Genomic DNA, 16,403 nt, shown 5'->3' with positions numbered 1-16,403 from the left:
CGATGCAAGAGGATTTTTGAACCAAATTCTGTAAGAAAAAGAGGAAACATGCATGAAACTGATCACACTCAACACGCACAGTCTGATCGAGGAGCACTATGAGGAAAAATTACGTGCCTTCGCAGACTTGATCTGCAAAGAACGCCCGGATATCCTGGCTATGCAGGAGGTCAATCAGCTGGCCAGCGAAGAGATCCTGCCGGATGAGACGATCCCGGGATTTGTGCGCTGCAGCGGCTTTTCCCTTCCACTTCGGAAGGGAAACCATGCGGCGCGGCTGGCGGGGCTGCTTTCGGCGCGCGGCCTTTCGTATTCCTGGACCTGGATCTCGGCAAAGCTGGGCTATGACCGTTATGACGAGGGTATGGCATTGTTTAGCTTAAAAGCGATCGCGGATACCGATCAGTTTCAGATCAGCCGGTCTTCGGATTACCATTACTGGAAGACCCGCCGGGTGCTTGGCATCCGCACAAAAGAGGATCCGGATACCTGGTTTTACACGGTCCATATGGGCTGGTGGGAAGATGAGGAAGACCCGTTTGCCGGGCAGTGGGAAACCTTAAACCGGAAGCTCCGGGAACAGGGAAGACTGTCCGGAACCGGAAGAGTCTGGCTTCTTGGTGATTTTAACAGTCCGTCCGCAGTCGCAGGTGAGGGCTACAGCCTGATCCGGCAGAGCGGCTGGCTGGACAGCTATCGTCTGGCACAGAAAAAAGACGATGGCGCAACCGTGGATCATGTGATCGATGGCTGGAGGGAGCGGATGGCAGAAGGGGAGAGCTGCCGTCTGGATTATATTTTCAGCAGCCGTCCGGAAGCAGTCGCACAGAGCCGTGTGATCTGCAACGGGACATTTTATCCGGTTGTGTCAGACCATTTTGGAGTTATGGCAGAGATATTATAAGGGAGTATTTTCGATATGAACAGATCAGCAGGAGTTTTACTGCCGCTTAGCAGTCTGCCGTCCGAGTACGGCATTGGATGTTTTTCAAAAAGCGCTTATGAATTTGTGGACTGGTTAAAGGAAGCCGGACAGAGCTACTGGCAGATCCTTCCGCTCGGACCGACCAGCTACGGGGATTCGCCGTATCAGTCCTTTTCTACGTTTGCGGGAAATCCGTATTTTATCAGTCTGGAGACCCTGATCGAGGAAGGCGTTCTCACAAAAGAGGAATGCGATGCCGTCGATTTCGGGAAGAAAGAGCGGGATATTGATTATGAAAAGCTGTATCGGGGCCGTTACCCGCTGCTTCGGAAAGCGTATGAGCGCAGCCACATCCACGAAAATCCGGATTACCAGAAATTCGTGGCAGAAAACAGCTGGTGGCTTTCGGACTACGCGCTTTTCATGGCAGTGAAGGACCGGTTCGATGGCGTGGAATGGACCAAATGGGCAGAGGATATCCGCCTGCGCTGGGGCAATGCCATGGACTATTACCGCAGGGAGCTGTATTTTGACATTGAGTTCCAGCAGTATCTGCAGTATCAGTTTTACCGTCAGTGGAACCAGTTAAAGACTTATGCCAATCAGCGCGGAATCCAGCTGATCGGCGATATTCCGATCTACGTTTCCATGGACAGTGCCGATGCCTGGGCGCATCCGGAGCTGTTCCAGCTAGATAGCGAAAATGTGCCGCTGGCTGTGGCAGGCTGCCCGCCGGATGGCTTTTCGGCCGATGGACAGCTTTGGGGAAACCCGCTTTACCGCTGGGAGTATCACCGGGAGACGGGGTATCAGTGGTGGATCTCCAGACTGGCACACTGCTTCCGGCTGTATGATGTGGTGCGGATCGATCATTTCCGTGGATTTGATGAATACTATTCGATCCCTTACGGAGAAACCTCCGCGATCCATGGGCACTGGGAAAAGGGACCGGGCATCGACCTTTTCCGCAAGGTGGAGCAGGCGCTTGGCTGGAAACAGGTCATTGCAGAGGACCTGGGTTATGTGACCGATTCCGTGCGCAGGCTGGTGCAGGAGAGCGGTTTTCCGGGCATGAAGGTGCTGGAGTTTGCATTTGATTCCCGAGATTCCGGCTGTGCCAACGACTATCTGCCGCACAACTATCCGGAAAATTCCGTGGCCTATACCGGAACCCATGACAATGAGACGCTTGCCGGATGGTGGAAGAGCATCACTCCGGCTGAGCAGAAGATGGCGCGGGATTATCTCTGCGACCAGTACACGCCGCAGTCGAAGCTTGGAAAATCGTTCATTAGTCTGATCCTGAGAAGCCGTGCGGCACTCTGCGTGATCCCGGTCCAGGACTATATGGGACTCGACAACCGCAGCCGCATCAATAAGCCGTCCACCGTGGGAACGAACTGGAGATGGCGCCTTGGGAAAAATGACCTGACGGAAGACCTAAAGGACGAGATCCGTGGCATGACACTGCGCTACGGCAGAATGAACTGGGGTTGAAAAAGAAATAAAAAGCCTGTATAATTAGCAACAGTGCAGCCAGGAGACATTTTTATTTGCCAATGCGTAAACAAAAATTTTGAACTGCTGCAGTTCAGGCCGCGATCAGGCGGCTGAAAAATAGAAAGACAGGCGGAGCCGTATGGCTGAATATCCGTGAACAGGAACGAATATACAGTATGGCCGCGGACAGGAGAGTAGCGAAATGAGTGAAGCAAAGGACAGACTGCTTGCGCAGATGAAAGACCCAGAGGGCGCAGTTTACGCATTGATATCTGGATTTACAAAAGAACCATATGTGGAATGTGACAAGGAAACCTACGATGACAAGGTATTTATCTATCTGTCTGAGGATGCGGCAAAGGCAAAAGCAGAAGAGTTAAAAGAAGAAAAGATTCCGGTGGGAGCTGCAACGATTCTTGCAAACCATATGCTGTTATTTTTTACAAACCTTTACACGATGGGTGTCAATGCGCTGGAAATCTATTACGATGACCAGAAAGAGCTGGTCCAGATCGACGAATTTGCAAAGCGCAGAGAAAACCCGCAGCTGGAAGAGGGCAAAAAGTGGATCGAGAATCCACAGCTTCATCTGACTGCCCTGTATTTTGCGCAGGAGGTCCGCAGACCGAAGGAGCTTCAGGACCCGAAGCGTATGGCAGAGCTTCAGGAGGAGATGGCAGCTGACTTTTTGAAGAGCGAATTCATCTTTGCCCTGCAGCAGGACGGCAAGGGAACCCCGCTTGTCAAGCTGAATACCGGTGACAAATACCAGCTGGTATTTACCGATGCAGTGGAATTCAGCCGTTTTAACCGCAACAATGCGTTCAAGCCGGTGATCGTAGGCGCTGCCCAGCTTCCGAAGGTATTGGACAAAGAGGCAAAGGGCGTTGTCTTAAATATCATGGGTGTCAACCTTCCGCTGGCAGTGAACCGTCCGGTTCCGGCACCGGCCGATCCAGCAGCCCGTGCACAGGCAGCATCCGACCAGGCAATCGCACAGGCAGCTTCCGCAGCGCTTCAGAGACAGGCCGCAGAGAAGACAGAGAAGAAGAACAATTAACAACTTGTTAAGATTTGTGAAAATTGGAAAAAAGCATAGCGGTTTCTGGAAAAATCTGCTATGCTTCCTTTATAAGAGAAAGGGAGTAGCTGACAGGCTGCCAGCCATGGCAGATGTTTGCAGAACCGTCAGTACGGTTTCGAAGATACGAAACCCGGTTAGTGACTAAGCAGCGAGACTTTCACCGTATAACCAGAACAGGTGCGGTGGGGGCCTCGTTTTTTATATGATAGGAAATTGCGTCCTATCATATAAAAATGCTCCGCGAGGAAGCGCACTCGGCGCAAAGGTAGATCGTTGCTGAAGCAACCGCGCCTCGGCGCGAGAATGTGCCAAGGCACATTCTTTTTTGTTTTCTATTTACAGACCCCACCGACCGGAAAAAGAGGAGGAACGACTATGAAAATGATCATGGAATTGTTATTGCTTGCAGGTGGATTTTTTATGCTCGTGAGGGGAGCGGACTGGTTTGTGGATGGAAGCTCGGGAATTGCAGACCGTTTCGGGGTACCGCAGCTGGTGATCGGCCTGACGATCGTTGCCATGGGAACCAGCGCGCCGGAAGCGGCGGTTAGCACTACGGCAGCGCTGAAGGGGAATGCGGAGATCACCATTGGAAATATTGTGGGGAGTAATATTTTAAATATTCTGATCATTTTGGGCATTACAGCCACGATCACGACGTTAGCTGTGGCAAGATCAACGGTACGGATTGAAATCCCGTATATGATCTTCATCACGGTGGTGCTGCTTTTGGCTGGCATGAGCGGCAATGTTGTAGGACGTGGGGAAGGAGCCATGCTGTGGGTTTTGTTCCTCATCTATCTGGGTTACCTGTTGTACATGGCCATGAATGGAAGGGAAGAGGCGGTAAAAGAGCAGCAAATGGTGCCGCTTTGGCGGATGCTTCTGGGTGCGCTTATTGGACTTTTTCTGATTGTGGCAGGAAGCGACGTAACGGTGAATGCGGCTACGGAAATTGCAAAACTGATGGGAATGAGTGAGCGTTTTATCGGTCTTACCATTGTTGCACTCGGCACGTCCCTGCCGGAACTGTTTACTTCGGTGTCCGCTGCATTAAAAGGAAAAGCCGATATTGCCATCGGAAACATTGTAGGAAGCAATATTTTTAATATTTTGTTTGTAGTTGGAACGGCAGCGCTCATCACACCGGTAAGTTTTCAGCCGAATTTCCGGATGGATACCGTGGTTGCAATCGGAGCGGCTGTGCTGCTTTTTCTTGGAACGTTCCGGAAACAGAAACTCGGCAGAGGCATTGGCATTTTGATGCTTCTGTGCTACACTGCATATTTTGCGTGGTTAATTTTGTAAATTCAAATAAAATGTAAGAAAACCGTCAGGTGCATTTGCTTGACGGTTTTTCAGACGGCTTCTATAATGGGACATATATCTGTCGGGGCAGTACGTTCCTGCAAGGAAGGGCGCCTGGCGTACGCTGTGCAGCCGGGAAACTGTTTCGGGTGTGTGTTGACTCGTTTGGGAGGATTATTATGAAAATAAGCTGGAAAAGAAATGCAAAGAGTGCCGTGTTTGCGATTGGGGCTGCTCTTTTATGGCCTGTCAGTGCCTATGCAAATGAAACAACCTTTGTATCTGGGACCTCGGTCAACGGTCTGGGCATCAGCAATATGACTGTAGAGCAGGCGACGCAGCGTGTTGCGGATTTTTACGCTAGTGATTATAAACTTACGATCAGGGAAAAAGGCGGAAAGACGGAAGTGATCACGGGACCGGAAATTGGCTTTTCGGTTGGGCTGCCGGAAGGATATCTGCAGCAGATCCTGGATGAACAGAATGCATCCGGCCGGCTTTCCGGACCAGACGCAGACAATAAGCACCGCACTGAGATGACAGGAAGCTTTGACCAGGCAGCGCTTGATGCAAAGATTGGAAGCTTAAATGCCATCAGCGGCAGCAGCATTGTTACAACGGCAGATGCATACGTATCCGGATATCAGGAGGGTCAGCCTTTTACCATCGTCCCGGAAGTACGTGGCAATAACGTGGACCGCGAAAAGACAGCGCAGCTCATCCGCGATGCCGCAGCAAAGGGCGAGACTGAGGTGGACCTGGAAGCAGCAGGCTGCTACTATACACCTTCTGTCACCAAGGATGATGAAGCATTAAAGACGCTCTGTGACACCATGAACCAGTGCCGGGAGATGACGGTCACCTATACCTTTGGAGAGCAGAGCGAAACACTGGATTCCGCCTCAATCTGTTCCTGGATCACGGGAAGTGCAGAGGGGCAGATCCAGCTTGATATGGAAAAAGTCCGTGCGTATGTGAAGACCCTGGCAGATAAATACGATACTGCCGGGACTGCACGGACCTTCCACACCGCGACGGGAAGAGATGTCAGCGTGAGCGGACCTTTTGGATGGAAGATCGATCAGGCAGCAGAAGCAGATGCGCTTGCCGCAGTCATCCGCACGGCCCAGTCCCAGAGCCGGGAGCCGGTCTATGCGTCTCGTGCAGTGGACCGCAGTGCGGCAGAATGGGGAACGACTTATGTGGAGGCAGATCTGACTGCCCAGCATGTATACATGATCAAAGAAGGAACGGTTGTCTGGGATGCACCTTGTGTCACCGGTAATGTATCGAAAAATTATACGACACCGCCGGGACTCTACCGCCTGACCTACAAGCAGCGTGACCGCGTCCTACGTGGGCAGAAGCAGGCAGACGGCAAATATGAATATGAGACACCGGTATCTTACTGGATGCCGTTTAACGGAGGCATTGGCTTCCACGATGCAAACTGGCGCAGCAAATTTGGCGGGACTATTTACCAGACAAGCGGAAGCCACGGCTGTGTGAACCTGCCGCCGCAGAAGGCAGCAGCACTTTATGATCTGGTTTATACGGGGATTCCGGTCATTTGCTACAATTAAATAAACCCTAAGGTCATGGACATTGTGAGCGTTTACAGTGAAGCATGATCCGGTATCACAGGGACCAGAAGCTTTTGGCCTCGGCATTATTATATAGAAAGAACAGAATTAGATTTATGGAAACAGGAAATCAGCAGGCGGGCTACGGCCGCAGCCGCGGAAAGTGGAATAAAAGGAAACAACAGGAGAGACTGGCACAGAAGGAAAGCCAGAAGCTGGTGGAGCCGCAGAAGCAGCAGAACCAGCAGAGTGCTCCGCTGGGACAGCAGGGACAGGAGCCGGAACGGGAAAATAACGGGAAGAAGATTGCGGTCATAGCCGGTGCGGCAGCGCTGGCAGTAGTAGTTGCAGCCGGAGCCGTCTATGTGGGCCTGGGCCAGAAATATAAGAGGGTCTATTTCCCAAACACGACGATCAACGGGCTGGATGTATCCGGCCTTACTCCGGAGGAAATCAAAGACCGGATCACGGCAGAGACCAGCGGATATACCCTGACATTGCAGGAACGCGGCGGGGCCAGTGAGGTTATAAGCGGAAGCGATATTGGCTTTCACCCGGAATTTGACGGAACCCTGGAGCAGATCTTAAATGACCAGAGTGTTTTTGCATGGGGGTTTCATATTGGAAGGTATGTGGATTACACAATCGACACCATGGCTGTGTTTGATGAAGCGAAGCTTTCTGATGCGGTAGCTGCACTTTCCTGTTTAAAGCCGGAGCAGGCGGTTGAGCCTGAGAATGCCTACATATCGGATTACATTTCCGGGACTGGTTATGAAATCGTGCCGGAGAATGAGGGCGCCAGCCCGGACTTGGAGCTGCTCTCATCTGCTGTCCATGAGGCAATCCTGAATTTCCAGGAAACACTTTCCCTGGAGGATGCAGGAGTTTATAAAAAACCGCAGATCACAGCAGACGATGAGGCACTAAATGCAGAGCTTGCGGCATGGAATAAGTATGTGCAGACCCGCGTGACGTACCGGTTTGGCAGCAAGAGTGAGATCCTGGACGGGGAAAAGCTTCATACCTGGCTGGTAAGCGATGGCCAGGGCGGTGTTTCCCTGGATGAGTCAAAAATCAGTGAGTATGTATCCTGGATGGCCCAGAACTACAATACCGCTTATAAACCGAAAACCTTCCGGACCTCCTATGGACAGTCTGTGACCATCAGTAAGAGTGTTTATGGCTGGAAGATCAACCAGAGTGAGGAGGCAGCTGCGCTAAAGCAGATCCTTCTTTCCTGCGAGAGCCAGGAGCGGGAGCCGGTCTACAGCCAGACAGCAGCATCCCACGACGGAAACGATTACGGAACGACCTACGCAGAGATCAATCTGACAGCCCAGCATATGTTCTTTTATAAGGAAGGAAAACTGGTCGTACAGTCTGATTTTGTATCGGGAAATGAATCCCGCGGCTGGAGTACCCCGGCTGGAGTATATCCGCTGACCTACAAGCAGAGAAATGCTACATTAAAGGGCGAAAACTATTCGACCCCGGTATCCTACTGGATGCCGTTCAACGGCGGTATCGGAATGCACGATGCCTACTGGCGTTCCAGCTTCGGTGGAAAAATCTACAAAACGAACGGCTCCCATGGCTGTATCAATCTGCCTCCGGCAGTAGCCAAGACCGTTTATGAAAATATTTCTGCTGGAATGCCGGTCATCTGCTACCATTTAGATGGAACCGGGGATGGCAAGACCAGCACAGCGGCCCAGAATGGGGCAGTAGAAAGTAATCCCCAGCAGACTACGGCAGCGCAGACTCCGGCAGAGACGAAGGCGCAGCAGACAGGTGGTACGCAGGTGGCAGAGACAAAGCCGCAATCCCAGAATGGAGGAAGTAGCCAGTCAAAGCCGCAGGAGAGTGCCGCGCAGCCGACTACAGCCGCGCAGGCCCAGCCAGGGGCAGCAGCCCAGCCAACTACGGCCGCAACCCAGCCAGGTGGTTCATCCCAGGCCCAGCCAGGGGCAGCAGCCCAGCAACAGCCGTCGGGCAATACCTCTGGCTCCGGCGGTGCGCAGGCATATCCGGGACAGAATGGTGCGTCTCAGGGCAGTTCCTCCGGAAATTCCCAGTCCGGACCAGGCGGCAGCGCTGGTGGAACACAGAGTACGCCAGGTGCGTCAGGAAACACCCAGGCAGGGCCAGGAAGCACACCGGGTTCCGGAACAAGCGTCTCTCCGTCCCCGGCACAGACTCCGGGACCGGGAGGACAGTAAGACAATCGATACAAAATCCCGTTGCTGGGCACGCATGCGTGAACAGTAACTGGTTTTGACATGGAAAAAGAAAGCAATTGACAAAGCCACAGGCGGGTTGTATGATAAAAAAAGCAAAAAACCATAAGATATGCAAAAAAGAAAGCAAAGAAGCCTTCAACCAAGGGGTTTCTTTGCTTTCTTGATGCACGAGGAGGAAACATTATGAAGAAAAGCGCAAAGAAATTAATGGCAGCCGCTATGGCAGCCCTGATGGCAGCATCCATGACTGCATGCGGCGGCAGCAAGACCGAGACCACTGCAGCAGAGACCACAGCAGCTGGTGAGACCGAGGCAGCAAAAGATGGCGAGAAGAAAGTATTAAAGGTAGCGATGGAGTGTGCATACGCACCGTACAACTGGACCCAGCCGGACGATTCCAACGGTGCCGTTCCGATCGCAGACAGCAACGAGTACGCTTACGGCTACGATGTCATGATGGCAAAGAAGATCTGTGAGGAGTTAGGCTATGATCTCCAGATCGTCCGTCTTGACTGGGATTCCCTGATCCCGGCTATCCAGTCCGGTCAGGTTGACTGCGTCATCGCAGGCCAGTCCATCACCGAGGAGCGTCTGCAGGCCGTTGACTTCTCCGAGCCGTACTACTATGCAACCATCGTTACCCTGGTAAAAGAAGACGGCAAGTACGCAAATGCAACCAGCGTAGCAGACTTAGCTGGCGCAACCTGTACTTCCCAGCAGAGCACGATCTGGTATCAGAACTGCCTGCCGCAGATCCCGGACGCAAACATCCTGGCTGCAACCGCAAGTGCACCGGATATGCTCATGTCCTTAAACGCAGACAAGTGTGACCTCGTTGTAACCGACCAGCCGACCGGTAAAGGCGCTTTGGTTGCTTATCCGAACTTCAAGATGCTTGAGTTTGGCGGCGGCGACAACGACTTCCAGGTAAGCGATGAGGATATCAACATCGGTATCTCCATGAAGAAGGGCAACACCGAGTTAAAAGAAGCCATCGACAGCGTTCTCACCAAGATGACCAAAGACGATTTCTCTGCCATGATGGACGAGGCAATTTCCGTTCAGCCGTTAGCTAACTAGGATTGCGCTTCAAATAAAGCGAATCTGGCGAACGAAGTTATATCATTCCTGCAATGATGCAGGGCTGCAGACGCGTCATTTGGCGCGTCTGTGTAGTTACAGTTATTGAATATTCAGAGGAGAAAGTATTATGCCAACAGACTTTTTCGGCCGTGTAATGGTCGTATTCCAGAGATACGGAATGTCTATGCTGCAGGGTGCAGGAGTCAGCATCCGCATTGCGCTGGTGGGTACCCTGGTGGGCTGCATCATTGGTTTCGCAGTGGGTATTGTGCAGACCATTCCGGTTGAAGCAAAAGACAACCCGGTAAAAAAGGTAGTTTTGTGGATCATTAAGCTGATCATGAACGCCTACGTGGAATTCTTCCGCGGAACCCCGATGATGGCGCAAGCCATGTTTATCTATTATGGTATGCTTCCGCTTTTAGGCTTAAACTTAAGCATGTGGCAGGCAGCCTATTTTATTCTGTCCATCAACACCGGTGCGTACATGGCTGAGACCGTCCGCGGCGGTATCCTTTCCATTGACCCGGGCCAGACTGAGGGCGCAAAGGCCATCGGTATGACCCATGTACAGACCATGCTGTATGTCATTCTGCCGCAGGCACTCAGAAACATCATGCCGCAGATCGGCAACAACCTGATCATCAACATCAAGGACAGCTGCGTGCTTTCCGTCATCGGTGTGGCAGAGCTTCTGTACAAGACGAAATCTGCTGCAGGTGCGCTGTACATGAACTTTGAGACCTACACCATCACCATGATCGTGTACTTTATCATGACCTTTACCTGCTCCCGCATCCTGCGGTGGCTGGAGAACCGCATGGACGGTTCCGACAACTACGATCTGGCAACCACGGATACCCTGGCACACACCAGCGGCATGTACCGTTATGAAGAGAAAAAGAATGAGGAAGACTAACGATGGCAGAGAATCATGTATTGGAAATTCGTCATTTGAGCAAATCCTTCGGCAAGCATGTAGTCCTGCGTGACATTGACTTTACCGTAGACACCGGCGATGTAACCTGTATCATCGGGGCATCCGGTTCCGGTAAATCCACGCTGCTTCGCTGCATCAACATGCTGGAGACTCCGACCACCGGAGAAATCCTCTATCATGAGAAGGACATCACCGACAAGGGTGTGAATGTTCCGGCATACCGCTCCAAGGTAGGCATGGTGTTCCAGAGTTTTAACCTGTTTAACAACCTGACCGTTCTGGAAAACTGCATGATCGGCCAGACCAAGGTGTTAAAGCGTTCTAAGGAAGATGCAAAGGCCATGGCCATGAAATATCTGGAAAAGGTAGGCATGGCGCCCTACATCAATGCGAAGCCGAAGCAGATTTCCGGCGGACAGAAGCAGCGTGTGGCAATCGCCCGCGCCCTGGCTATGGAGCCGGAGGTGCTCTTATTCGATGAGCCGACTTCTGCACTCGACCCGCAGATGGTAGGCGAGGTACTGGCGGTTATGCGTACCCTCGCAAAAGAAGGCATCACCATGATCATTGTAACCCATGAGATGGCCTTTGCCCGTGATGTTTCCAACCATGTGGTATTCATGGCGGACGGAGTCATCGAAGAGGAAGGAAAGCCGGCAGATATCTTCGGCAATCCGCAGAAGGCAAAGACACAGGAGTTCTTGAGCCGGTTTATTCAGGGTTAGGAATTTTGGAATAAAACAAGTAAGGTCTCTTTCATTTCAGGTCCCGGACCAGATTCATGGTGTTGCAGCGTCGGTTTTCCGCAATTTATCTCAGGAACTTTTGGAAGTGATCTATTATAATCAGGGAGAGCAGGAAGTGGCGAGAGTCCGCAAAGGGATCGGGACAGAAGATGTCAGCGGTGATTATGTGAACTATCCGGAGATTAAGACAGAAAACGTAAATGGAAAATCCGTGACCATGAAGGGGCAGGAAGAAAAAGTCGTGCTTGCCATCTGGAACGATGGGGAGTACAGTTATGCTGTATCTGTTGAGAAATCCATCAGCGTGGATGAAATGACGGAACTAGTTTCTGTGGTCGAATAGGTTGTGTCTGGCATTTGCGCACGACACGAATGGTAACAATGATTGTGTCGTGAAGACATGGAGCTGTTGTCGTAAAATCAAAAAAATGTGAGAAATAAGAAGTTGGGAAATCAGAAAAAATGCAGGACCCGGTCAGACGATCAGGTTCTGCATTTTTTCCTGTTTGAAATAATCTCTTATGTACTGGCGGAGTGCTTGCTCCGGTTTGTTCTGGATCCAGCCCTTCCGGTGGACGAAAGCGATTTTTCTCCAGATCGGCGGATTCATGGAGTAGTATTTGATGTTTTGATGGTCCTTCGCACAGGTTTTGGCAATAAAGGCGATGCCGATTCCCATCTCGACCATGGAGCGGATGGTGATGATGCTGTTTGTCTCGCACATGGTCCGTGGCTGGAACTGGATATCCGCAAAGATCTGGTCGGAAAGCACGCGGAGCGTGGATGCTTTTTTCGACAGGATAAAATTATCATTTCGGAAAATACGGGCAAAATCATCCCAGGTGATGGGGGTCTGGTTATTTTCCGTGGCGTAGGGATGAGTTGCTGGAATCCCCAAAAGCACCTCTTCCTGCCCGATGAGCTCCAGCTGATTTTTATCAAAGGATGCAGTATCGTTGAGGGCGATCATGGCACAGTCAATATTTTCATCGAGAATCAGCTTCTGGATGTTGGGAAGATTGGTCTCGGTGATCTCGATCGTGACTTCTGGGAACTCTTTTTTGTATTCCGGAATCAGGGTCGTGAGCATTTTTAAACCAAACAGGGATGTGATCCCAAGTGTGATATGGCTTTTATTATTCAGACTGCGCATCTGATAGTAAAGGTCATTTTTTATGTGAATAACATGTTCAGCTGCCTTGATATAAAGCTTGCCGGCTTCTGTCAGCTCCAGCTTTCCTTTGGCCCGGATGAAGAGTGGAACACCGATTTCCTGCTCCAGCCTTGCAAGGTACTGGCTCAGGGAGGACTGGGAAATATACAGTTCTTCCGCCGCTTTTGTGATGTTCTGTTTTTTAGCAATGGTCAGGATGTAATTCAGATATTTAGTGTCCGTATCGGGTTCCTCCTTTGTATTATGCTCGTGCTCGTGACACAGTCACTCGTTTGCCTCGCCGTTCGCCATAATCATGCAAGCATGCTTCTGGCTCTCTTGCTGCTCGTTACATTATAACGCATCGGATTGTATTTTTTAAAGAAATATTTTGTGAAAATGAAAAATAAGTAAAAATGATGGACTGCATCATTTTTAAATATTGGTCAGAAATTTGTCAATCATTTATAATCAGCTTTGCAAAGAACAAATGTGACTGAATCAGCTTTGCTGAACAGTTACCAATCATGATAGGAAAAAGGAGTAGGGAAGATGAGCTTTAGCAAAACACCTGTTGTAACAGAGATGAAGGTCATTCCGGTAGCTGGCTATGACAGCATGGAAATGACATTAAGTGGAGCACATGCACCATTTTTCACCAGAAACCTCGTTATTTTAAAGGACAGTGCGGGCCACACCGGTATCGGTGAGATCCACGGTGGGGAATATACCTGTGAGTGCCTGACAAACTGCATTCCGCTGGTAGTGGGACAGGAAATCGGAAAGTACCGTTCCGTACTGGGAACCATCCACAGAGGCGGCAAAAAGGCTGCAGAGGATGACGGGGAAGGAATTCAGACTCTGGATATCAGCAAGCTGAAGTTCGTGGTAAAGGCAGAGTGGGCGATCGAGTGCGCGTTCCTGGATCTTCTGGGACAGTATCTGGGCCTGCCGGTGTGCGAGCTTCTTGCGGAAGGAAAGCAGAGAGATAAGGTAGAGACACTGGGTTACCTGTTCTATGTATCTGATCGTCACAAAACCGATCTTCCTTACCTGGATGAGAATAACAGCAGCGATCCGTGGTTCCGCATGAGAAGAAATGAAATGGTAAGCCATGAGCAGATCGTGGAGCAGGCTTGCTGCCTTCAGGAAAAATACGGCTTCCGCAACTTCAAGTTAAAAGGTGGTGTATTTGAGGGTGCTTACGAGATGGATACGATCCGCGCATTGAAAAAACAGTTCCCAAATGGCCGTATCAACATTGACCCGAACGGCGCATGGAGCCTGGCAGAAGCCATTGACCTGTGCAAGGATATGAAAAATGTACTGACTTATGTAGAAGATCCGTGCGGACCGGAGGCAGGTTTCTCCAGCAGAGAAATCATGAGCGAGTTCAAGACCGCTACTGGCCTTCCGGTTGCAACCAATATGATCGCAACCAACTGGAGACAGTTCTACCATGCAGCTTCCCTGAAGGCTGTGGATATCGTACTTGCAGATCCGCATTTCTGGGGATTAGAGGGAAGCCTTCGCATGGCACAGATCTTAAACGACTGGGGTCTTACCTGGGGAAGCCATTCCAACAACCATTTCGATATCACACTGACTACCTTCGCGCATGTAGCGGCAGCAGCACCTGGAAAGCCAACCGCACTGGATACTCACTGGATCTGGCAGGATGGTCAGGGTCTCTTAGAGGATGCCCCGAAGATCAAAGACGGATATCTGGAGGTTCCGGATCGTCCGGGACTTGGTGTAACCCTGAATATGGACCGTGTTATGGAAGCAAACAAGCTGTACAATCAGATGCCGTCTCATGACCGCGACGATGCTATGGCAATGCAGTATCTGATCCCGAACTGGAAATACGATTCCAAGAAACCGTGTCTCGTTCGCTAAACGCTACAGGTGGAAAAAATCATGAGCTATACCGCACTTGTCGGATTTGTGATGATGATCCTTATCACAGTCCTTTTGCTTAAAAAGAAAGTCAGTACCCTGTTCGCATTTGCGGGATCATTCCGATCATCGGAGCATTCCTGATCGGATCAAGTGTCAGTGAAATCTGCGATTATGTACTCCACTGCATGTGCGGTATTCCTTTCCGGTGTTGTAGCAGGTGTTCTGTTTGAGAGTGGCATGATGGATGCCATGGTACAGTTCCTGATCAATATCATTGCTGTGTGTGCCGCAGGAAATTTATAGCTATGTTTTGGGGGTTGCCAGTTTTCCTGACATTGTATCCACGATCCAGACAAGCACAATGAGTCCCAGAAGAATGGCACCAGCCTGGCTCCAGTTATATTTGTTCATGGCAAAGATCAGCGGAGCTCCGATCCCGCCTGCACCGACCAGGCCAAGCACGGATGCCTCGCGGATATTGACATCGAACCGGTAGAGGATCGCGGAAGCAAATACCGGGGCAATCTGCGGAAAAATGGCGTGACGGATTGCTGCAAGTGGTGCGATTCCCATGGCAAGGAGAGCCCGGTAAGGGCCTAAATCCAGTGCGTCCAGATATTCCGTGAAGCGCTTGGTTAAAAGGCCGATGCTGCACATGGCCAGGGTCAGTACTCCGGTGAAAGCGCCAGGACCGGATACCCGGATAAAAATCAGTCCATAAATGAGAAATGGAACCGATCGGATGGCAATCACCAAAAGCTGAAACAATGCACATACCGGCACGGGTGTAAAGCGCCGTGTGCCGAAAAATGCGAGAGGTGCTGCAATCAGTGCACCAATCCCGGTTCCAACAATGGAAATACAGACGGTCTCAATCAAAAGATAGAGAAGGCCGTCTTTTTTCATGGAAAAAAAGAAGCTCCAGTTGGGATGAAGGAAGCCGGACAGCATGTGCTGCAGGTTTCCGGGACTGGTGTGGGAAAAATCCGGCGGGGTTTGTGTGATGAGACAGCAGGCAAATAGAAAAATGAGCGCAAGTGAAAGTAAGCGGAGCATGTATTTGCGGTGCAGTCCGGACGAGGTCTGCAGCAGGAATTCTCTGCGGATCAGGCCGGAGAGCGCGCGGCTTATGGATTCAATCACACATACAGCAAGAAACAGCAGCAGAAGAATGGCTCCGACCTTATGAAATTCCCGCCAGGAAATCTTTTCATTTAAGATCAGACCAATGCCTCCGGCACCTACATAGCCGAGAATGGAACTGTGCCGCACGTTGGTTTCTAGAAGATACAGGGCATTGGTTAAGTAAGAAGGAAGAATTTCCGGCAGTACCGTGTGAAAAAATGCCGGAAATGCGCTGCATCCCATGGAACGGAGTGCCAGGTAAGCGCTTAAGTTGCTGCTGTCTGCGTCCTCGTAAGTGAGTTTTGTCATAATGGCAAAGGTGTAGAGCGTGATCGCAGCGGTTCCGGCAAAGGTTCCGAGTCCAAATAAAAAGGTGGCGATCAGTGCCAGCACAAGCGCCGGGAACGAACGCAGGATCTGGATCACAAAGCGGGTAAACCGGCGGAAAAATGCTGGAAACTGTAAGGCAACAGAACCGGCCGGAGCTGCAAACAGTGCCAGAACCGAGCCGAGGATCGTGCCAGTCACAGACATCTGCAGCGTATAAAAAAGCGGGGCAACAATTTTCGGAAGATAGGAAAAATCCGGACGGATTATATCGGCAGCCAGGTCCGTCAGATGGCTCCGGCGTGCAAAAAAATAAGCCGGATCGCAGCCGGTGAAGGCTGCGGCGGCAAAAAAGACAAAAAGAAAGAGAGACCAGCCCAGAATACGGAAGATGGTTTTTCTTTTGTAATGAAGATTTAGTGTCATGGGTGCTCTCCTCTGAAACGGTTTGTTCTCATTGTTCACGTGGACGTGTCTGGTAACG

15 protein-coding genes are annotated in these 16,403 nt (G+C 50.9%); 13 read left to right on the top strand and 2 right to left on the bottom strand.

Annotated elements, in window-relative coordinates; genetic code table 11:
- The first annotated feature begins 52 nt into the window (after positions 1-52).
- From DW922_RS14785 to DW922_RS14740, 10 genes are all read left to right on the top strand, one after another.
- Positions 53-904 (top strand): endonuclease/exonuclease/phosphatase family protein, encoded by an 852-nt coding sequence (locus DW922_RS14785; RefSeq protein WP_118718211.1) that lies wholly within the window; start codon positions 53-55, stop codon positions 902-904.
- A gap of 15 nt (positions 905-919) precedes the next feature.
- The gene (gene malQ / locus DW922_RS14780; protein WP_118726978.1) at positions 920-2,422 is read left to right on the top strand and encodes a 4-alpha-glucanotransferase; all 1,503 of its coding nucleotides are present in this window, start codon (positions 920-922) and stop codon (positions 2,420-2,422) included.
- Positions 2,423-2,627: 205 nt separating this feature from the next.
- Entirely contained in the window at positions 2,628-3,485 is an 858-nt protein-coding gene (locus tag DW922_RS14775) for an SseB family protein (RefSeq protein ID WP_118726977.1), read from the top strand.
- A gap of 399 nt (positions 3,486-3,884) precedes the next feature.
- Complete coding sequence (locus DW922_RS14770; RefSeq protein ID WP_118726976.1) at positions 3,885-4,817, top strand: calcium/sodium antiporter; 933 nt, start codon at positions 3,885-3,887, stop codon at positions 4,815-4,817.
- Positions 4,818-4,996: 179 nt separating this feature from the next.
- Complete coding sequence (locus tag DW922_RS14765; protein ID WP_118726975.1) at positions 4,997-6,400, top strand: L,D-transpeptidase family protein; 1,404 nt, start codon at positions 4,997-4,999, stop codon at positions 6,398-6,400.
- Between the two features lie 116 nt (positions 6,401-6,516).
- The gene (locus DW922_RS14760; RefSeq protein WP_195715081.1) at positions 6,517-8,622 is read left to right on the top strand and encodes a L,D-transpeptidase/peptidoglycan binding protein; all 2,106 of its coding nucleotides are present in this window, start codon (positions 6,517-6,519) and stop codon (positions 8,620-8,622) included.
- A gap of 204 nt (positions 8,623-8,826) precedes the next feature.
- Complete coding sequence (locus tag DW922_RS14755) at positions 8,827-9,723, top strand: transporter substrate-binding domain-containing protein (protein WP_118726973.1); 897 nt, start codon at positions 8,827-8,829, stop codon at positions 9,721-9,723.
- Positions 9,724-9,853: 130 nt separating this feature from the next.
- Positions 9,854-10,645 (top strand): amino acid ABC transporter permease, encoded by a 792-nt coding sequence (locus DW922_RS14750; protein ID WP_118726972.1) that lies wholly within the window; start codon positions 9,854-9,856, stop codon positions 10,643-10,645.
- 2 nt (positions 10,646-10,647) lie between these two features.
- The gene (locus DW922_RS14745) at positions 10,648-11,391 is read left to right on the top strand and encodes an amino acid ABC transporter ATP-binding protein (RefSeq protein ID WP_118541512.1); all 744 of its coding nucleotides are present in this window, start codon (positions 10,648-10,650) and stop codon (positions 11,389-11,391) included.
- A gap of 106 nt (positions 11,392-11,497) precedes the next feature.
- A complete protein-coding gene (locus DW922_RS14740; protein WP_118718202.1) occupies positions 11,498-11,755 on the top strand; it encodes a hypothetical protein in 258 nt (85 codons plus the stop codon).
- Between the two features lie 132 nt (positions 11,756-11,887).
- On the opposite strand, the gene DW922_RS14735 is transcribed toward DW922_RS14740, so the two are convergent.
- Positions 11,888-12,565 (bottom strand): LysR family transcriptional regulator substrate-binding protein, encoded by a 678-nt coding sequence (locus tag DW922_RS14735; protein ID WP_243032259.1) that lies wholly within the window; start codon positions 12,563-12,565, stop codon positions 11,888-11,890.
- Positions 12,566-13,117: 552 nt separating this feature from the next.
- Between DW922_RS14735 and DW922_RS14730 the strand changes: the two genes are divergently transcribed.
- From DW922_RS14730 to DW922_RS17820, 3 genes are read left to right on the top strand one after another with little or no spacing between them, the layout of a single operon-like run.
- Positions 13,118-14,464, top strand: coding sequence for an enolase C-terminal domain-like protein (locus tag DW922_RS14730; RefSeq protein WP_118726970.1), 1,347 nt, complete (start codon positions 13,118-13,120; stop codon positions 14,462-14,464).
- Positions 14,465-14,485: 21 nt separating this feature from the next.
- On the top strand, positions 14,486-14,608 hold the full coding sequence (locus DW922_RS18330; protein WP_279221346.1) for a hypothetical protein: 123 nt from the start codon (positions 14,486-14,488) through the stop codon (positions 14,606-14,608).
- 15 nt (positions 14,609-14,623) lie between these two features.
- The gene (locus DW922_RS17820; protein WP_154106753.1) at positions 14,624-14,770 is read left to right on the top strand and encodes a hypothetical protein; all 147 of its coding nucleotides are present in this window, start codon (positions 14,624-14,626) and stop codon (positions 14,768-14,770) included.
- On the opposite strand, the gene phnE is transcribed toward DW922_RS17820, so the two are convergent.
- The gene (gene phnE / locus DW922_RS14725; RefSeq protein WP_118726969.1) at positions 14,771-16,345 is read right to left on the bottom strand and encodes a phosphonate ABC transporter, permease protein PhnE; all 1,575 of its coding nucleotides are present in this window, start codon (positions 16,343-16,345) and stop codon (positions 14,771-14,773) included.
- Between the last annotated feature and the right edge of the window lie 58 nt (positions 16,346-16,403).

It is taken from the genome of Clostridium sp. AM42-4 (assembly GCF_003480105.1).
Lineage (GTDB): Bacteria > Bacillota > Clostridia > Lachnospirales > Lachnospiraceae > Brotaphodocola.
Note: the sequence above shows the minus strand (reverse complement) of the source record. Positions and strands in the feature narration are given on the sequence as shown.